An 18267-nucleotide genomic window follows, 5' to 3' on the forward strand; every position below is an offset into this window, starting at 1 on the left:
TGTGTGTGGCTATAACAAGCGCCTAAACCAAAGGACGCAAAACAGCAGGCTGCGCTCCTTCGTCGCTAAGTTTAGCCTGCTATTTTTCGCCGGTTAGGCGAGCGTTAGCAGCTATTAAAGTTTTAAATGTACGTTTTATTCTGGTCTTGCTCGCATTTGGTTTTCTTAGCTACAAAGCCAAAGCGCAAAGTACGCCAGTTTGTTGGTTCGGAGCAATCTCGGCTGATTCAGTAGCGTTGTTCTTTAAAATTCTTTGCTCCGTTTGTAAAAGGCTTTTAGGGTTCCAGTTATTTCGCTGTATCGCACTTGGCTGGTTTGGTTTTAAATTAACGGTTACAGTAACTTCGTTAAGCATCGTGTGGCGGCAAGCCGCGAAAATTAATTGGTGCTGCTAACAAATTACTGCACCGGAAAAATTACTCGCTGCGCTCCCAATTTTCCGGTGAGTAAGGCGTTATACGGCACCCATATGAACAGAATCGGCGACAATCTTATTTGCACAGGGGCCAATAAGGAAATTGTGCAAGCATTCGCAGCAAGTAATGTCGAGTTCGTGGTTGTTGGAGGCTTAGCGGTTGCTTGGTATTGCCCTAGCAGAGAAGTAGACGACATGGATCTTCTCGTTAATCCAAGCCCCGCTAATTCAGAGCGAATTTATCGTGCCCTTTCTAGCTTCAATCTCAACGGGCTTGAGCGTAATTCATTTTCTAAAGCCGGCATCCAACTCCCGCTAAAAAGGCATCACTACGCAGACATTATTACGCCCCCAAAGGATGGACTCACTTTTGAAGAAATTATCAGGGACTCTATTGAGGGGAATCTATTCAACATACCGGTTCGAATTCCGTCAGTCGCTCACTTAATAGCACTTAAGAAATATGTCATTACCTCGGCAGAAAAACAGATAAATAAGCATTTAAAAGACATTGAACTTCTACAAGATTGTGCCGTATAACAATGCGCTCAAATCGTTCGCTTCGCTCACTGGGACGGGCTAAAGCCCGCCCCTTAGCTTAATCGTTATGCATGAAAACCTGTGAGCATTGAATGAAAAAAATATTTTTTCTTCTATTCTGTATATTTTCACAAAATGCCTTTTCTCTTAGCCTAGACTGTAAAGAGCCTGCTGTATTTGAAAATGAAATAACCGAAGAAATCGTTGAATGGCATTATTCTTTTGGTGACTTTTACATTTTTGAGGAGGGCGTGCTAATTGAGGCAATTATTAAGCCAAAAATTGAAGGTAATAAATTTAGTGGCCTTGTCATTAATATTATTGAAAATGGTTCCGTTAAATATAGCTTTGATCCTGCAACTAGAATTTCCGAAAAAAGTATTGTTGCTAGCCTGGTAAGTCAGAAAAAACTTTTATCAAATCATCAATTTATAATAACTTACTCTGATAAAGAGTATTGTCCTACGGTAATTTATAGATATACCGGGCGAATCCCTGAAAAGAAGTAGCATAACAAAGTGCTGCAACCCGCGCACTGCGTGCGCTGGACAGTTTGTAAGTCGCGGCTTTGTGGTTTTGCTGCGCAAAAGTAATCCACAAAACCACAACTTACAAACTGCCGTTGAGCACGGCGTTAAATTCTCTGGGGGAAGTTTGGATAGATTCTTTGCTGTGGACAGAGCAGGTACGCTCATGGAAGGAATGGTGCTGGAGTTAGTTCGCCATGCGGATGTGGAACCTGACTTTCTCCAGGCACATGTGGACATGCTTTACCCCTCCGGTTTGTCAGCTCATGGTGAACAGTATCTCCTGAGAAATGACAGTCGTGGCAATATAGCTAGTCCAATAATCGAGTTGCTATTTGAGAATGTTCGAAAGGCTCACTTCCCTGACCGCCCGTCGCGGTTTCAGAGCATTTTTGCTTGTTGCTCAATAGAAGAGGCTCGGCAATTTAGATCGTCCTATGGAGAGATCAACTCGCCAATACGGGAGATCTATACAGAAGGACCGGTTTTCAAGGGAAACATGCGATTGCTGGACAATAACCAGACTACCCTGATTTGTTCCTATTTGGCTCACGAGTATTGGAGTGGACACGATGGCCCTGCGGAACTCTCGGGATTGACTGAGGTTGTCCTCGAATTGCCGGTCACAATTGGCGCCAGGGTCGAATAAAAATTTAACAATTCGCGGAAGGCGGACGGCTTTCAGCCGCCGCTTCGCTCCACGTTATAGGAGTATGTCGATCTGATGGATGTTCGTGGGCTTGATAAGCGCTTTCTCGAAAAGCAAGAGCAGCAATTGACTGAGCGGATTCGGCAATTGCAGCCAGACGCTTTAGATCGCTTTGAGGATATTACGGGAAATCGATCGATTCACTCGTTTCACGCGATGCTCGGCTCCAATAATAATGTCTATGTCGACAGCGTCCGAACTGCATTTCTCGACCCTAAAGACTTTATCTCACAGTGGCTCAAGGGACTCACCGAACGCGTACAGAGCCAAGCAGAGCAGGGCCGCCTAAAACCAGAGTACTATGGGCGCGTTGGTCGTGAGTATTTTCTGATGTGTGCGCTCAAGGATGATCTTCTTACCGAGTACTTGTTCCTGTTTTTAACCAGAAATTTCTACCGCAACTTTAAGGAGCGTGTGCGTAACAAGCCCGACGAGAATCTATGGTCTGTTTGGTTTGGTTCAGGCAATTTAGTATGGGGATTACTTATTTCGCCAGAAATGAGAAGCGATGAATGGGTAAACGATAAATCCGAAATGCGCCGGGCCGACTTTAACTACTGGACAGTTCGGCATGTAATGCAGTCGGGACTGATAGACCCTGAATCAGATGAGCCAGTGAAATTCGACTCTCCAAAGCAGTTCTCACAGTTCTACCGGAGCATTTTGAAGCGGGTCTCTAATTCACAGTATGAGAAAGGGATCGCAGACCGCTATCTTACATATTTGCGTAAGTCTTCAACTCCATACGAGGAACCATTCCTTATTCCAGAGCTGCGATTCGCAGGTAAAGAAAAGAAACATAAATACCGCCTTGATTACGTTGTGCTTAATCCTTATACGATGAGTAAGACTGGGTTTGAAATAAGCCCTGCATCCACGCATATGAAGGTAGACAGAATTCGTAATGTAACTAAGTCAGAAATGAATGATGTGCTACGAGATGATTGGGCAAAGGAAATGAAAAAACGTAATGAGTATTTTTCTAAGTTTGGGATAAACACGATTACATTTACCGACGAAGATTTATCGGATCTTGATCATTGTTTTTCAGTTATTGAAAAATACCTTGCGGAGAGGCGCCGTGACTTCCCAAGAGTGGAAAAATCTTTACAAGATGCGCGAGCAGCATTTGCAGAAATCATGCTATAACAATTGGCTGTTGTCGGACGCGCCTAAGCTGCGCTTCGGCACGCCGCAAAGCCAGGCGTTCGCAGGGAGAAGATGATGCCGGATGATACAGACTGGAATTTGGTGGTTCAGGCTCAAATAGCCATCGGGTGGATATTCAATTCAGCGACCAGCGTAGATCCCAACCTAAAAGCTTCGGTCGCTAGCTATCGCAAGAAAAATGAGAACTGTGAACTGGTGAATCCAGGATTGTTGATGTCTTACGCTTACATCGTGTTCGTGTATCCCCGAGAAACGGCGATAAGCGGAATCGACGAAGCTAACCTAGATTTCTCGGCCTTCAATGTGTCGGCTGGCGACGTCACCATTCGACGGATTCGGAACGCCATTGCACACGGTCGCTTCTCTTTCTCCAGTGATGCTCAGCTGACACTCAGAGACAACAACCGGAATAAAACCGACCCTTTCGAGGCATCGATTTCGGCCGGTGACTTTGGAAATTTCATACAGTCGTTTGCAGGATTGGCGAAAAGAACTTACTTCGACGGAAACCAAGACAGTGCGAACAACACCATGCAGGTGGACGCTCGTACCTCGCGCCACTGATGGCCACGTTAGCTCTCACTGCAAAAAATTCAAGGTTGTAGTAAATATGAATATTGAAAAAGAAAAAGAACGGTTATCACAGCAAAAAATGCTTGAGTCAGTTCTTCAAGAACCAAAAACAACGGAAATGTTAACTATCTATCTCTCCGACTATGGAAATGGAGACCGCAATTACGGTATCTATTGTGCTCTAGTTCCGATAGACCAAAAGAAAGAAGTTCTTTCTAATTACACATGGGATTTGAGCATTGGGTCCGGGATGCCCAGTTCTTGTGTATATTATGATGAAGGTGAAGAAATTCCAGAATATCACAGATTCGGGAGTGACAATGGTGTTGAACCTTTAGTTATTTGTAGAGATTTTCATGGTTTCAAAGATAACTATAACGAAATATCTGAAGAGTTCAGATTATTTCATAATCTATATCATGATCACATAAATAACAGATATATAAAAATTGATGATGATGGCAATGAAACTATTGTTGTGGAGATAAGTTCAAATCATATACAAATACGCTTAAAGGAGTTAAAGCAATTTCTTGCCATAAAAGAGATGTTTTTATCAATACAGTTTGATTGTAGAGAGCATTCACGAGCTTCTGAAAAGGAATTATCTCTAGAGGAAGATGAAACATCTGAAGAAAGTGAATTTCATATATGGACACTTGCATACGGTGACTTTGGTGGTTTTGGTGAACATCAAGCATTTTCAAGATTGCTAGGTAAAAAACTTATAACCCCATTTCCTAAATCAAAGAGTGGCTTATATGGGTTCACAAAAGAAGAATCAAAGAAATATGTCGACTTCATCATAGACACAGATGAATTTGGAGATGATATATCATACAACTCAAACCCTGAATTGCTTGCCAACTTTTTCGGTGCAAATCCAGAAGCACCAAACTACCTAACAGCTGTTCACTTTAAAAAAGAGGTGTTAGATAAATACTATGGAAAACCAAGTAAATATTCAGTTTGTGACTCTATTCTAAGATGCGCAAGCTTGTGGGGACTTCAGATAGATAATCATCATGATGGCAAGGTTTGTGTCTGGTTGGGTGATTTAGGTAGGGATCTTCCATATGAAGAACAGCTACATTGGAGATCATATAATGTGCCTCCATCTGGTGGTGTAAGCGAAACCTATTATAAACGTCAAATAATGGCGCAATTTGCGGACTCAGATCGCTTGGAGCATGTGTTCAAATCTAAGTACTCAGAATTGCAAAAAGTTAGTATTGAAAATTTGGGATGGAACTTATTGCTCCCACTAAGTGATGAAGATATTCATCACTTTGAATGCCTAAGAATTCCATCAACAAACGAACAACGTGATTTTGATGATCTTGTTCTCGGTCTTACCAAAGTTCTTATAGATTCTTTAAACGAAAAGCAATTGAACCAATTCATTGAAAACGAATTGAGAGGAAATATAAAAGGTGGTATATCTCGCCTAGAAACTGCTCTTAAAAATATCTCTATAGAAGAGTATGAAAATCATATTCAGTTTTTAAGGAAGCTTCAAAACCTGCGTTCTAGTAGTTCAGCACATAGAAAAGGTAGTAATTACAAAAAAATTGCAGCTGAATTTGAAATTGGTAGCAAAGATCTAATTTCTGTTTTTGAAGGTATCTTAACCAAATCAGTAGCTTTATTGGATTATCTTATGACGGTATGTTCCTCATCAAAAATGAAACAGAGCTAACAAACGCCTCAAGAGGGACTGTCAACGCGTAGCGTTTCCAGTCCCAATGAGCCACGGTGGTTTCGGTTGTTGTGTTTGAGTTTAGTGGTAATGCGTTGCCAGCCCCTTAGGCGGGCGTTATAAGCCTTATCAGTTTAAGAGTAGCCAATGAGCGACTATCAAGATTTATGTGCAATGTACGGCAGAAGTCCGAGTGATCCAGACTTTATCGATGACTTAATTGATGATATTTCCGGAGAATCTACGCTCGAACAAGAAGATTATGAGTGGTATGAAGAAAACGAGAACAAAAAGCACTACCAGCTACTAAATAACTGATCCTAATAGTGCTACATCAACCGGGCCCCGCACGCAGACACGCCGAGAATCCATCCCTGGGGGCTCCGCCGCGCCATCCCTGGCGCGGAGGGTCTGCTTAGCGGAGCCCAGTCGCTGTCGGTAGTGATCTACCATTCGGAACAGTTATTTAATGGCAGCAGGGAGTCCACTTCTCGCCATGGAAAAGCCATTACCAGGCTCGCTCTTATCAGGCCAGGCCGTCGGTCTCCGCCCATAAAAACACCCCGTCACCTTGGTGGCTGCCCGCAATCGCGACCAGACTAGAGAAGATCGTTTAAGCAGGCGGCCCAAGCGGCCTGTGGCACCGGCGTCAAGCAGGGGCGGATACACCCCTCGCCGGCCGACACCCAATGGTAAAGGAAGCGTGCGATGATCGGCCCCAACCCCCATTCGAGGATCTCTCCATGACCACCCTCACCCTTAAAACCCGTGCCGCCTGGTCCTGGGCGCTGTACGACTGGGCCAACTCCACCTTCGCCACCACCGTGCTGGCCGGCTTTTTCCCGGTGCTGTTCAAGCAGTACTGGGCCGGGGAGATGGCGGCGGCCCAGAGCACCTTCTGGCTGGGGCTGTTCAGCTCGGCGGCCAGCCTCCTGGTGATGCTGATGTCTCCCTGGCTGGGCACCGTGGCCGACCGGCACGGCGCCAAAAAGCGCCTGTTGCTGCTGTTCACCCTGATCGGCGTGCTGCCCACCCTGGGGCTGTTCTGGGCCGGCGAGGGCCAGTGGCTGCTGGCGGCGCTGCTGTTCGCCGCCGCCAGCGTCGGCTTTTTCGGCGGCCTCACCTTCTACGACGCCCTGCTGGTGGACGTGGCCGCGCCGGAAGAGAGCGACCGGGTTTCGGCCTGGGGCTATGCCCTGGGCTACCTGGGCGGCGGCCTGCTGTTCGCGCTCAATGTGGTGATGGCCACTAAGCCCGAGTGGTTCGGCCTGGCCTCGGCCACCCAGGCGGTGAAGGTCTCCTTCCTGATGGTGGCGGCCTGGTGGACGCTGTTCGCCCTGCCGCTGTTTTTCTGGGTGAAGGAGCGGCCCGCCGCTGCCGGCACCGACTCCAGCTTCGCGGCCCTGGTCGCCCTGCTGCGCCAGGCGGCGGGCCGACCGGCGGTGTTCACCTTCCTTATCGCCTACTGGCTCTATATCGACGGGGTGCACACCGTTATCCGCATGGCGGTGGACTTCGGCATGGCCCTGGGCTTCGACAGCAACAGCCTGGTGGCGGCGCTGCTGATGGTGCAGTTTATCGCCTTTCCCGCCGCCGTGGCCTTCGGCTACCTGGGCGAGCGCATCGGCACCCGGCGGGCCATCTACCTGGGGCTGCTGGTCTATGTGGGGGTCACCGCCTGGGGCTATAGCCTGCAAACCGAGCGCCAGTTCTTCCTTATGGCCGGGGCCATCGGCCTGGTGCAGGGCGGGGTGCAGGCGCTGTCCCGCTCCTTCTATTCCCGGCTGATCCCCGCCGACCAGGCCGGTGCCTACTTCGGCCTGTTCAATATGGTGGGCAAGTTCGCGGCGGTGCTGGGGCCCCTGCTGGTGGGGGCGGTGGCGCTGGTGAGCGGCAGCAACCGGCTGTCGCTGCTCAGCCTGCTGGTGCTGTTCGCCCTCGGCGCCTGGCTGCTGACCCGGGTGAAGGAGCCCCGCTCATAAAGGCCGTCACTTGGGCCGCTCAGGCGGCGGGCTGGAAGGTCAGCGGCGCGCTCGCCTCCAACTCCTCCGACACCTCGCCGGCCAGTATCCGGCGCTGGTCTTCGCCCAGGCGCAGCACCCGGCTGCCCGCTTCCGGAGCGAAGTCGAGGCCCTTGAGATCCAGCCAGAAGGTGCTCGGGCTAAGGGCGGACTCGAAGTAGTAACGCAGATCCTTGTGGTCGACCACGCTGCGCCAGCGGGTGGAGGAAATATGCGGCACCTCGGGCGTGCTCACGCCGTAGGGCACGGACACGTTGCGGATCACGCTGAACACGGCGGCGGTGGCCAGCCGGGCGTCCTCCACCTTGGGCACCGCATTGATGTAGAAATGGGCCCGGGCGAAGCGGTCGGCCGGGCGGTTGGTGCCCGGCAGCATGGTGGTGCCGCCGATGTTCTCCCAGTATTGCAGCAGGGCCAGTTGCTGCGCGTAGGGCGGCTCGTTGGTCAGCACCTGGTAGTCACGGCCGTGGTGGATGATCAGCTCGCCGTCCAGGTATTCCATGATGGCGCTGTCGCCAGCGGCGTCGGACAACGACAGGTGCACCAGGGCATCCCTGTCCTGCCCGGGCACCTGGCCGGTCAGCACCAGGAAGGGGTGCTTGCGCACATGCTCCACCGCCTCCGCCACGGTGGCGAAATTGTCGAGCATGTACTGGGCCCAGAGCGACAAAGACAGGGTCGGCGTGGCGCCGTCCGGTTCGGGGAAGACGGAGTCGGGCAGCCACAGCAGGTTGGCGGCCAGGCCGGCCTCGTTCAGGCCGTCACTGCTGGCCACGTCGTAGGCGCTGGCGATCACGCTGCCGTATTTCACCGTCCAGCGCAGGGAGTCGGGCCCGGCGGCGCCGTGGCGCTCCACCCCGCGCGGCAGCACCCAGAGGTGGGTGCCGATGTCCGTTCTCCAGTCCATGGTGCGGCCGGTCAGGATGCGTCCCTCCTCCCCCAGGTAAACGGCCCTGGTACAGGCCTGGGCCTGCTGGGCGGTCAGTCCGGCGCCGAGCACGGCGCAGCCGGCCAGGATCAAAGCGGCAAGTTTTTTCATGTAAACTCCATGGTTGGCATGGCGGACCCACCGGGATCCGGCCCAGATGTCTTTTTATAGTGTAACCCCTCTACCATCAAGACCCGGCACGCTTCCCCACCGGGCGTGGCGCCAGCGCCTACAATAGAAATTGTCCCCCTTATCGAGGAGCCGCCATGCCCCCTCTTTCTCCCCTGCAGGATCGCGCCGCCGGCGCCATCATGGGCGCCTTTATCGGCGAGGCCCTGGGCGTGGGCCCGCACTGGTATTACGATTTCGCGCAGCTGCGCCGGGACCACGGCGACTGGATAGACGGCTACACCACCCCCAAAGCCGGCCGCTACCACCAGGGGCTGAAGGCCGGCGAACTCTCCCAGGCGGGCCTGCTGCTCAAGCTGACCCTGGCCTCCCTGGTGGACTGCGGCGACTACGACGAGGCCGACTTCTGCTGGCGGCTGGACCATGACTTCTTCCCCCTGCTGGACGGCACGCCCCACGCCGGCCCCGGCGGCTACACCAGCCAGTCGATGCGCGACGCCTGGCACAAGCGGGTGGAAGAGGGCCACCCCTGGGGCCGCTGCGGCGGCTTCGCCGACACCACCGAGGCGATAGAGCGCACCCTGGCCATTGCCGTGCGCCACGCCCGTTCGCCGCGCCGGCTGGCCGAGGCGGTGGCGGCCAACACCGTGCTTACCCAGATAGACAACAACCTGGTGGCGATGACGGTGGCCTTCGGCGCCGTCACCGGCCTGCTGGTGCAGGGGCACCGGCTGGATCCGGCCCTGTCCGGCAAGCTGATGGCGCTGGTCCGGGCCGACGAGCTGCCCTTTCATGCCGTGAGCGGCGAGCAGTTGCAGCCGCCCCACGCCCCCGAGCCGCCCCGGGCCGGCCGCTTCGCCTCGCCGGACGCCCTGCTCACCCCCTCCTGCGTGGCCAAAGCCGCCGAGGATCCCGCCATCCGCATCGAGCCGGCCTGGAAGGTCTCGCTGGTATACGGCATGCCCTGCGCCATCTACCATCTGCTGCCCGCCGTCTACTACCTGGCCGCCCGTTTCCACGACGACTTCGAGGCCGCCGTGCTGCACGCCATCAACGGCGGCGGCCAAAACCAGGCCCGCGCCATGCTCACCGGCACCCTGGTGGGCGCCCAGGTGGGGCTGTCCGGTATTCCCCAGCGCTTTATCGACGGGCTGGCCGAGGCCGATGAATTGCTGGAGCTGGCCCGGCAACTGGCGGAGCAGCTGGCAGCGGAGGCGCCCTGACGCCCCATGACGGCGCTTGGCTCAGGTACGGGGCAGGCGCCCCCGCAATACCCACCGTCACCCCCGCAATACCCACCGTCACCCCCGCGAAGGCGGGGGTCCATGGGCGCATGTCACGCCCAGTGAAACCTGTCCGGATCGGCCCCGCCCGCTCCTGGATGCCCGCCTTCGCGGGCATGACGGGAGTGGGTGTCACCCCCGCGAAGGCGGGGGTCCATGGGACATTCGCGCCCAGTGAAACCTGTCCGGATCGGCCCCGCCCGCCCTGGATGCCCGCCTTCGCGGGCATCCAGGAGTGGGTATCACCCCCGCGCAGGCGGGGGTCCATGGGCGCATGTCACGCCCAGTGAAACCTGTCCGGATCGGCCCCGCCCGCCCTGGATGCCCGCCTTCGCGGGCATGACGGGAGTGAGTGTCACCCCCGCGAAGGCGGGGGTCCATAGGGCATTCGCCCAGTGAAACCTGTCCGGATCGGCCCCGCCCGCCCTGGATGCCCGCCTTCGCGGGCATGACGGGAGTGGGTGTCACCCCCGCGAAGGCGGGGGTCCATGGGGCATTCGCGCCCAGTGAAACCTGTCCGGATCGGCCCCGCCCTGGATGCCTTCGCGGACATGACTTCGTTTGGTCCCCTCACACCGAAAAGCGGGCGTAGATGGGATTATGGTCGGAGACCATGTCGGTATTGATGGCGGTGGCCGAGTGCAGGATCAGATCCCGGTAGAAGATAAAGTCCAGCGGCTGGCGAAAGTAGTGCTTGATATGGTGCGGGTCCTCCATCACCGCCTGCTGCAGGCCGGTGGCCAGGCAGAACTCGGTCAGGTAGCGCCAGCGCCGCCGGCTCCAGACGTTAAAGTCCCCGGCCACGATCAGCGGCCCCTTGTGGAGCAACAGTTCCCGCTTGAGTTGCTCCATTTCGAGGTGGAACAGGCCGTGATGCACGAAGTTGATGGCATGGACATTCACCACCAGCAGTTGCTCGCCCCCGGCCAGGGGATGGCGGGTGAGGATCAGGCTCTTGTGGGTGGCGAAGCGCAGCTCCCGGGTGCGGCTGAGCAGGGCGGTGACTTCATCGAAGGCGCACTGGCCGGCGGTGAGCACCCCGAACAGGTGTGCCGGGGTCTGGATATTGGGCGACACCGCGTAGGACCAGCCCTCCAGCTGCAGCCGGCTGTGCAGCGCCAGCTTGGCCTCCTGCAGCAGCAGCAGACTGGTGGGAAAGCGTTGCATCAACCCCGTCAGACACAGCCGGAACTCGGGGTTCAGGGTCAGTTTCTGGGTATTCCAGCACAACACCCCCAGGCCGTCCCGATCCAACTGCTGATGCTGGTGGCCGAGCTGATGGGGCGCGATACGGGGGCGGAGCATAGGAATCTGTCCTGCGGTTGCCGGGATACAACCTCCATCTTAGCATCCCCGGTCGCCACGCCGTCATCCCCCGCCACGCCAACGGGGAAATGCCCGCCCCGGGCTCCGCACGGCGGCGAGGTGGCCGGGCTTATTCGGCCAGGTTGTGGTACAGCTCTTCTTCCTGGGCAAAATGCAGGCGCAGTATGGTGTCGAGGGCGTACAGGGCACGCTGCAGCTCGGGCAAGGCGGGCGACGCCAGCTCCGGCGCCTCGAGCGCCGCGGCCAGGCGCTCCAGCCCCTGCACCGATTTGTAAATTTCCCGGTGGGTGTGGCTCATGGTCGCCATGGGATCGTCGCCCCCGATCAGGCGGGCGACCTGCGGATACAGCTCGGCATCGTCGTGCCGTTCGTGGGGCAAAATCTCCTGGCGCAGGGCCGCGAGCAGCCGCAGCAGGCCGGCCAGCAGCTGTTCCGCTGGCAGCTCCGCCGCCCGGTCGGCCAGCCGGGTGATCTGCTCCAGCACCGGGAGCATGGCGGCGTGCTCTTCCCGCAGCTGCCGGACCCGGGCCTCCGACAGGCGCGCCTTCAAGGGCTGGCGCTCCAGCCCCAGCACGCGCAGGGCGTTGAGGATGGCCGCAACGTCTATTCCTTCCTGCAACAGGGCGCCGGCCAGGGGCGGCAGGTAGCCCAGCGCCGCGACCACCATGGCGGCCATGGACAGCCCCAGCCCCAGGGTCACGCTTTGCAGTGCGATGGCCCTGGCCCGCTGCGCAATGCGCAGGGCAAAGGCCAGCCGGTCCAGCCGGTCCACCAGCAGCACCACCTGCGCCGCCTCGGCGGCGGCCGCCGCACCGCGCGCGCCCATGGCTATCCCCACGTCGGCCGCCGCCAGGGCCGGGGCATCGTTGACCCCATCGCCCACCATCAGGGTCACGCCACGCTCAGCGGAGGCGGCAATGGCGGCCAGCTTCGCCGCCGGGGTCTGCTCGGCCAGCACCTCGTCCACCCCCAGCACGCCGCCAATGGTTTCCGCCACCTCGCGCCTGTCCCCGGTCAGCATAACGCTGCGCCGGATACCGGCCAGCCGCAGCAGCCGCAGGGCCCGCGGGGTGTCGAGCCGGATCTCGTCCGCCATCTGCAGGGCCCCAATCAGGCGGCCATCGACCGCCACATAAACATCGCCGCTCCCCTCCTGGCCGCCGCGCCGCGCCAGCCGTTCCACCCAGGGCGGGTAAGGCTCCTGGCCGGCGGCATAATCGAGGCTGCCCACCCGTACCCGGCGGCCGTCGATCATGCCGCAGATACCGCTGCCGGCCTGTTCGCTCACCGCCGAGGGCAGCAACAGCTCCAGGTTCCGCTCCCGGGCCGCCTGCACCACGGCCCGGGCCACCGCATGGTCGGACATCTGATCCAGCGACGCGGCCAGCCGGAGCACCGCCTCGCCGTCGGCCCCCGGCGCGCCGGCCACCGCCACCAGGCGGGCGCGCCCGCCGGTCAGGGTGCCGGTCTTGTCGAAGAACAGGGTCTCGGCCCGCGCCAGCTTCTCGATGGCGCCGCCGTGCTTGATCAGCACGCCGTGGCTGGCACAGCGCGACATGGCACCCACTATCGCCACCGGCACCGCCAGGATCAGCGGACAGGGGGTGGCCACCACCACCACCGCCAGCGCCCGCACCGGGTCGCCGGACCAGGCCCAGGCCGCTCCCGCCAGCGCCAGGGCCAGGGGCACGAACAGCAGCGCATAGCGATCGGCCAGGCGCATGGCCGGCGCCCTGGACTCGCGGGCGGACTGTACCAGCCGGACGATGGCGCTCAGCGCGCTGTCTTCGGCGGCATGCGTCGCCAGCATGTCGAAGGGCGCGCCGGCATTGACGCAGCCGCTTTGCAGGCGCTGGCCCGCACGGCAATCCACGGGCAAGGACTCGCCGGTCAGGGTGGCGGCGTCCAGCACCGCCTGCTCCGACAGCAGGCTGCCATCCACCGGCACCGTTTCCCCGGTGCGCACCAGCAGGCGGTCGCCCGGCTCGACGGCGGCCAGCGCCACCTGCACTATGGCCTGGCCCTGGTAGCGGTTGGCGTGGCGCGGCACCTTTTCAAGCAGCGCCGACATCTCGCGCCCCGCCCGCCGTTCGGCGTAGTCCTCGAGCGTACGGCCGCTGCCCAGCATCAGGGCGATGACCCCGGCCGTCAGGTATTCCCCCAGGGCGAGGGCGCCGCCGATGGAAAACAGGGCGAGCAGATCGACCCCCGCCTGCCCGCGCGCCATGGCCCGCACTATGTCGACGAGGGTCAACAGGAATACGCAGGCCGAGGCCCCCAGCCACAGCCAGCGCGCCGGCGCCGGCTGGCCGCCGAGCCAGAGCAGGCCGCCGCCCAGCAGGGCGCCGGCGGTGGCTCCCGTCAGCAGCAGGTTGGCGTAATAGCGGTGAACCATGGCGACACCATGAAAAAGCGGCATACCCCAAGCTTAGCCCGCCGGGGGGTGCCCCGGGGCTAGTCCCCCCGCGGCCGCACCCAGGCGCCGTCCTCCAGCCCGGGGGCGGGATAGAGCACCAGCCGCTGCCCCGCCTCCAGCCCGGCCAGTATCTGCGCCTCAACGCCGTTGTCATGCCCCACCCGCACCGGGGTCAGCCGCACCCGCCGGCCCTCCACCACCAGCACCGCCCAGCGCTCGCCGTCCCGGAACAGGGCGCTGGACGGGGCGATCAGCGCCGCTTCGTCCTCCCACACCACTATCCGTGCCTCCACCCGGTAGCCGTGGCCCAGGCTGCGGCGCCTGGCCGGCTCGCCGGCGAAGCGGATAACGGCGTTCACCCGCTGCTCTTCCACCCCCAGGGCGGAAAATTTGGTGAAGCCCCGGGGCTCGACCCGCGCCACCACCCCGCCCAGGGGCGCCGGGCCGCCCCAGTGATCGATGATCACCCCCATGCCGGGCGCCACCTGCACCGCGTCGGTCGACAGCAGCTCCACCACCACCTCCAGATCCCCCTCCGGGTCGCCCAGCTCCATGATGGGGGTGCCGGCGGCCAGCACCGTCTCGCTCTTTTGCAGCAGTTGCAGCACCCGGCCGGACACCGGCGCGACCAGCGCCAGGGGCAACGGCTCCGCCCCCTCGCCCGCGTCGGTCTCCAGTAACTGCGCCCGGGCCTGGGCCAGCTCCGCCTCGCGCAGCCGCAGCGCTGCCCCGGCGCTGTCCTGGGTCGCGCGCGCTACCCGGGCGGCGCGGCGGGCCGCGTCCAGCCCGGCGGCGGTCACGGCGCCCTGCTCATGCAAGCGGGTGCCGCGGGCCAGTTCGGCCTCGGCCAGCGCCAGTTCCGCCCGCGCCCGCTCCCGTTCGGCACGCGCCACGCCCAGGCCGGCCTCCGCCGCCGCCACCCCGGCCTGCGCCTGTTCGCGGCGCCGGCGATCCAGCAGCCCGGGCGCCGCCGGCAACAGCCGCGCCAGCAGGGTCTCGCCGGCGACGACCTCGTCGCCAGGCTCCAGCTCCACCCGCAGCAGCCGGCCGTCGACCGGGGCCGCCACCACATAGGGCTGGCGCACCCGGGTACGTCCCTCCTCGTCGATGGTCATCACCATGGGGCCGAGCCGAACCGGACCGGTGTCCACCGGCGCGGGCCCGGGCCGGAAGGCGTAGGCCAGCAGCAACGCCAGCGCCAGGGCGGTGCCAAGGGTGAGCCAGCGACGGGACTGGGGTCGAGCCATGGATTACTCCCGGGTCTTGAGGGCGGATACCAGATCCAGCCGGTTGATGTCGCGCCGCACCAGGGCGCCGGACAACACCGCCGCCGCCAGCACCGCCAGGGCCGCCACGCCGTGGCCGGCGGGCTCGAAGGCCACCGGCACCTGGTACAGATCGGTGCTAAAGCCCGCCGCCACCGCCAGGGAGAAGCCGTAGCCCAGCAGGCTGCCCAGGGGCAGCGCCAGCAGGATCAGCAGCCCCAGCTCGCCAAGCAGCACAAAGCTCACCTCGGCGCGGGTCAGCCCCAGCACCCGCAGGCTGGCCAGGTCCCGCGCCCGCTCGGCGAAGGCGATGCGCGCGCTGTTGTAAACGATGCCGAAGGTGATCACGGCGGCGATGGCCGCCATCACATAGCGGGTGGCGCCGGCGCCGCTGTCCATCACCCGGCGGAAGGCATCCCGCCGCTCCGTGCGCAGGCTCACCCCCGCCACCACCGGCATCTCCTTCCATTCCCGGTAGAGCCGCTCGCCGGCGGCGGCGTCGATGCGCAGGTGGGCGCCGGACGCCCGCGGTCCCTCTTTCAGCAACCGGTTGAGCCCGCCGAGTTCGATAAAGGCCGGCGCCCCCAGCAGGGTGTCGGCCAGCCCCACCACCGGGATCTCCAGCACCGGCCGCCGGCCCTCGCGCACCTCCACCCGGAGCCGGTCGCCCGGGCCTATGGCCAGGGTCTCGGCCAGGGCGCGGGAGAGGATGACCCCGTCGGCGCGCAGGGGCAGGGGTTGCTGCCGGCGGTCCAGGGCCCGGTACAGGCGCGGCTCGGCCACCAGGGCGGTGAGGGCGCCGCGATAGCGGTGCCGGCCATGACTGAACAGGGCCGGCACGGTGCGAAAGGGCTCCAGCTCCAGCACCCCCGGCATCCGGGCCAGGGCATAGAGGCCCTGCTCGCCCAGGGGCTCGACAAAGCTCAGGGTGACGTCGCTCCGCTCGAGCACGCTGAAGTTCAGCTCCAGGCTGCGATCGAAGGCGGTCATCACGCTCAGCATGGCCACCGACAGCGCCATGCCCGCCGCCATGCCCAGCACCGCCAGGGCGGCGCGGCCGGGCTGACGCCACAGGCCACGCAGTACCATGCGGCTGGGCTGGTCCAGCCAGCGCTTCAGGCGCGGGCCGAAGCGCAGGCTCCGGCTGAAGTCCGGCGGCACGGGCGGGCGCATGGCCTCGGCGGGCGCCAGCGCAAACACCCGCTGCAGCACCAGGGCCGCCCCGGCCACTGCGGCCAGCAGGCTCACCCCCAGGCCGAGCAGCAGGGCGGACGGCGCCACCGCGAACTGCAGGAACGGAAACTTGTAGTACTGCTGGTAGAAACCGCTCAGGCCGCGCCCGGCCAGCACCCCCAGCAGGGCGCCGGCCAGGGCGCCGGCCAGGGCGATCACCAGCACGAACTTGAGGTAGTGCAGGCCCACTTCCCCGTCGCCATGGCCGAAGGCCTTGAGCAGGCCTATCTGGTCGCGCTCGGCCTGCACCATGCGCGACAGCACCATGTACAGCAGGAAGCCGGCCACCGCCAGGAACACCGGCGGCACCGTGCGGCTGGACACCCTGAGCCCCGCTATCTCCTCGACGATAAAGCGGTTGGACAGGTGCTCGTCCAGGCCGTAGGCCCCCAGGGCGCCGTAGGGGGCCAGCAGCCGGTCGAGCCGGTCCTGCAGCGCCCGCGGCTCGGCGCCCCGGGCCAGGCCGACCAGCACCTCGTTCACCGCCCCCTCCAGATCCAGGGCCGCCGCCAGCGCCGTCTCGTTCATCCAGAGCACCGCAAAGCGGGCATCATCCGGCACCATCTCGCCCGGTGCCGTGGTGTACAGGAACTCCGGTGCCTGGGCCAGCCCCACTATGGCCAGGGTGCGACGGGCGCCGTTGAGGGTGGCCGCCAGCCGATCCCCGGGCGCCAGGCCATGGGCCCTGGCGAAGCCTTCCAGCAGCAGCACCTCGTCCCGCCGGTCGGGATCGGGCCGCCGTCCCGCCACCAGGTGCACCTCGTTCAGCCGAGGCGCTCGCCACGCCGGCAGCGACACCGCCTGGGCCCGCACCGGCACCGCCAGCCCCGGCAGGCTGAGCAGGGCGCCGCCGTTGATGCGCCCCTCCACCGCCGCCACCCCGGGCAGCCGGGCCACCCGCTCCAGCACGGCCCGGGGCGCCCGCTTCACCGGCGCGAACAGCTCCGCCAGCCGGTAGCGCTGGTAATACTCCTGCCGGGTCTGCTCCAGGGAGTTGACCAGGCCGTCCATCATCACCTGCAGCATCACCCCCATGGCGATCACCAGGCCGATGGCCAGGGCCTGGCCCCGGACCCGCCACAGATCCCGGCCCAGCTTGCGATCGAGCGCTTTCATCACGGCATCCTCACCATTCGATCTCCTCGGCGCCGCAGGGGTGGGGGTTGGTCTCCACCGCCCGGATGGCGCCGTCGGCGAAGTGGATCACCCGGTGGGCCATGGCGGCGGTGGCGGCGGCGTGGGTCACGATCAGCACCGTGGTGCCGAGCTCGCGGTTCACCTGCTGCAACACCCGCAGCACGGCGCGGCCGGTGTGGCTGTCGAGGGCGCCGGTGGGCTCGTCGCAGAACAGCACCGTCGGCCGCTTGGCGACGGCCCGGGCGATGGCCACCCGCTGCTGCTCGCCGCCGGAGAGCTGGGCGGGAAAGTGATCGGCCCGCGCCGCCAGCCCCACCATGGCCAGGGCCTCGCCCGCATCCAGCGGCTGCTCGGCGATGTCGGTGACCAGTTCAATGTTTTCCCGGGCGGTCAGGCTGGGCATCAGGTTGTAGAGCTGGAACACAAAGCCCACATGGCGCCGCCGGTAGCGGGTGAGGCGGGCCTCGTCCATGGCGGTCAGCTCCCGTTCGAAGAACCAGATCCGGCCGCCGCTGGGGGCATCGAGCCCGCCGAGCAGGTTCAGCAGGGTGGACTTGCCGCTGCCGGAGGGGCCCAGCAACACCACCAGTTCACCCGCGGGCAGCGTCAGCTCCACCCCGCGCAGGGCGTGCACCGCCGAGGGCCCCCGGCCGTAGACCTTGGTCAGGCCCTGGGTGCGATAAACCGGCGGGCGGGGATCCGTGAGTGACGGCATGTTGCGGCTCTCGCGTAAAAAGCTCCATTGAACAAGAGCCTAAGCGCTGTTGCTCCCCTTCGCCATGATCCGGCCGGGCAGCGGGCCCGGAAAACCGGCCCCCGCCGCGGCCCCCGGGCACAACCTGCGGGGCCGCGCTAGGCTTGTAGGTAGTCATCACCCCTGCCCGCCCCGGGCAGCC

At 61.4% G+C, this 18267-nt stretch carries 15 protein-coding genes; 9 read left to right on the forward strand and 6 right to left on the reverse strand.

The window, feature by feature from the left end; all coding sequences use genetic code 11:
* Positions 1 to 469: 469 nt before the first annotated feature.
* From JKV55_RS01695 to JKV55_RS01730, 8 genes are all read left to right on the forward strand, one after another.
* Complete coding sequence (locus tag JKV55_RS01695; RefSeq protein ID WP_202082019.1) at positions 470 to 955, forward strand: hypothetical protein; 486 nt, start codon at positions 470 to 472, stop codon at positions 953 to 955.
* A gap of 92 nt (positions 956 to 1047) precedes the next feature.
* Complete coding sequence (locus JKV55_RS01700; RefSeq protein ID WP_202082020.1) at positions 1048 to 1464, forward strand: hypothetical protein; 417 nt, start codon at positions 1048 to 1050, stop codon at positions 1462 to 1464.
* A gap of 193 nt (positions 1465 to 1657) precedes the next feature.
* On the forward strand, positions 1658 to 2131 hold the full coding sequence (locus JKV55_RS20190; RefSeq protein WP_500814670.1) for a DUF2441 domain-containing protein: 474 nt from the start codon (positions 1658 to 1660) through the stop codon (positions 2129 to 2131).
* A gap of 75 nt (positions 2132 to 2206) precedes the next feature.
* Positions 2207 to 3340 (forward strand): hypothetical protein, encoded by a 1134-nt coding sequence (locus JKV55_RS01710; RefSeq protein WP_202082022.1) that lies wholly within the window; start codon positions 2207 to 2209, stop codon positions 3338 to 3340.
* 72 nt (positions 3341 to 3412) lie between these two features.
* Positions 3413 to 3925: a HEPN family nuclease gene (locus tag JKV55_RS01715; RefSeq protein ID WP_202082023.1), complete on the forward strand. Its 513-nt coding sequence runs from the start codon at positions 3413 to 3415 to the stop codon at positions 3923 to 3925.
* Positions 3926 to 3971: 46 nt separating this feature from the next.
* Complete coding sequence (locus tag JKV55_RS01720) at positions 3972 to 5633, forward strand: hypothetical protein (protein WP_202082024.1); 1662 nt, start codon at positions 3972 to 3974, stop codon at positions 5631 to 5633.
* Between the two features lie 147 nt (positions 5634 to 5780).
* Positions 5781 to 5951 (forward strand): hypothetical protein, encoded by a 171-nt coding sequence (locus JKV55_RS01725; protein ID WP_202082025.1) that lies wholly within the window; start codon positions 5781 to 5783, stop codon positions 5949 to 5951.
* A gap of 425 nt (positions 5952 to 6376) precedes the next feature.
* Positions 6377 to 7615, forward strand: coding sequence for an MFS transporter (locus JKV55_RS01730; protein WP_202082026.1), 1239 nt, complete (start codon positions 6377 to 6379; stop codon positions 7613 to 7615).
* A 19-nt stretch (positions 7616 to 7634) separates the two neighbouring features.
* Here the strand turns inward: JKV55_RS01730 and JKV55_RS01735 are convergent, their stop codons facing one another.
* On the reverse strand, positions 7635 to 8693 hold the full coding sequence (locus JKV55_RS01735) for a linear amide C-N hydrolase (RefSeq protein WP_202082027.1): 1059 nt from the start codon (positions 8691 to 8693) through the stop codon (positions 7635 to 7637).
* Between the two features lie 155 nt (positions 8694 to 8848).
* Here JKV55_RS01735 and JKV55_RS01740 point away from each other — a divergent pair, with 155 nt between their 5' ends.
* Positions 8849 to 9934: an ADP-ribosylglycohydrolase family protein gene (locus JKV55_RS01740; protein WP_202082028.1), complete on the forward strand. Its 1086-nt coding sequence runs from the start codon at positions 8849 to 8851 to the stop codon at positions 9932 to 9934.
* 630 nt (positions 9935 to 10564) lie between these two features.
* Here the strand turns inward: JKV55_RS01740 and JKV55_RS01745 are convergent.
* The 5 genes from JKV55_RS01745 to JKV55_RS01765 form a co-directional block, all read right to left on the reverse strand.
* Positions 10565 to 11299 (reverse strand): endonuclease/exonuclease/phosphatase family protein, encoded by a 735-nt coding sequence (locus JKV55_RS01745; RefSeq protein ID WP_202082029.1) that lies wholly within the window; start codon positions 11297 to 11299, stop codon positions 10565 to 10567.
* A 130-nt stretch (positions 11300 to 11429) separates the two neighbouring features.
* Entirely contained in the window at positions 11430 to 13715 is a 2286-nt protein-coding gene (locus JKV55_RS01750) for a heavy metal translocating P-type ATPase (RefSeq protein WP_202082030.1), read from the reverse strand.
* Between the two features lie 59 nt (positions 13716 to 13774).
* On the reverse strand, positions 13775 to 14983 hold the full coding sequence (locus tag JKV55_RS01755; RefSeq protein WP_202082031.1) for an efflux RND transporter periplasmic adaptor subunit: 1209 nt from the start codon (positions 14981 to 14983) through the stop codon (positions 13775 to 13777).
* A 3-nt stretch (positions 14984 to 14986) separates the two neighbouring features.
* Positions 14987 to 17350, reverse strand: a complete 2364-nt coding sequence (locus JKV55_RS01760; RefSeq protein ID WP_237332607.1) for an FtsX-like permease family protein — start codon at positions 17348 to 17350, stop codon at positions 14987 to 14989.
* A gap of 10 nt (positions 17351 to 17360) precedes the next feature.
* Positions 17361 to 18086 carry an ABC transporter ATP-binding protein gene (locus JKV55_RS01765; RefSeq protein ID WP_202082033.1) on the reverse strand — a complete coding sequence of 242 codons (726 nt, stop codon included), beginning with the start codon at positions 18084 to 18086 and terminating at the stop codon, positions 17361 to 17363.
* Positions 18087 to 18267: the final 181 nt, after the last annotated feature.

Source organism: Zobellella iuensis (assembly GCF_016746085.1).
Taxonomy (GTDB): domain Bacteria; phylum Pseudomonadota; class Gammaproteobacteria; order Enterobacterales; family Aeromonadaceae; genus Oceanimonas; species Oceanimonas iuensis.

Coding starts and splice junctions, on each gene's coding strand:
- JKV55_RS01695 (WP_202082019.1), top strand. CDS start 470: ATGAACAGAATCGGCGACAATCTTATTTGCACAGGGGCCAATAAGGAA.
- JKV55_RS01700 (WP_202082020.1), top strand. CDS start 1,048: ATGAAAAAAATATTTTTTCTTCTATTCTGTATATTTTCACAAAATGCC.
- JKV55_RS20190 (WP_500814670.1), top strand. CDS start 1,658: ATGGTGCTGGAGTTAGTTCGCCATGCGGATGTGGAACCTGACTTTCTC.
- JKV55_RS01710 (WP_202082022.1), top strand. CDS start 2,207: ATGGATGTTCGTGGGCTTGATAAGCGCTTTCTCGAAAAGCAAGAGCAG.
- JKV55_RS01715 (WP_202082023.1), top strand. CDS start 3,413: ATGATGCCGGATGATACAGACTGGAATTTGGTGGTTCAGGCTCAAATA.
- JKV55_RS01720 (WP_202082024.1), top strand. CDS start 3,972: ATGAATATTGAAAAAGAAAAAGAACGGTTATCACAGCAAAAAATGCTT.
- JKV55_RS01725 (WP_202082025.1), top strand. CDS start 5,781: ATGAGCGACTATCAAGATTTATGTGCAATGTACGGCAGAAGTCCGAGT.
- JKV55_RS01730 (WP_202082026.1), top strand. CDS start 6,377: ATGACCACCCTCACCCTTAAAACCCGTGCCGCCTGGTCCTGGGCGCTG.
- JKV55_RS01735 (WP_202082027.1), bottom strand. CDS start 8,693: ATGAAAAAACTTGCCGCTTTGATCCTGGCCGGCTGCGCCGTGCTCGGC.
- JKV55_RS01740 (WP_202082028.1), top strand. CDS start 8,849: ATGCCCCCTCTTTCTCCCCTGCAGGATCGCGCCGCCGGCGCCATCATG.
- JKV55_RS01745 (WP_202082029.1), bottom strand. CDS start 11,299: ATGCTCCGCCCCCGTATCGCGCCCCATCAGCTCGGCCACCAGCATCAG.
- JKV55_RS01750 (WP_202082030.1), bottom strand. CDS start 13,715: ATGGTTCACCGCTATTACGCCAACCTGCTGCTGACGGGAGCCACCGCC.
- JKV55_RS01755 (WP_202082031.1), bottom strand. CDS start 14,983: ATGGCTCGACCCCAGTCCCGTCGCTGGCTCACCCTTGGCACCGCCCTG.
- JKV55_RS01760 (WP_237332607.1), bottom strand. CDS start 17,350: ATGAAAGCGCTCGATCGCAAGCTGGGCCGGGATCTGTGGCGGGTCCGG.
- JKV55_RS01765 (WP_202082033.1), bottom strand. CDS start 18,086: ATGCCGTCACTCACGGATCCCCGCCCGCCGGTTTATCGCACCCAGGGC.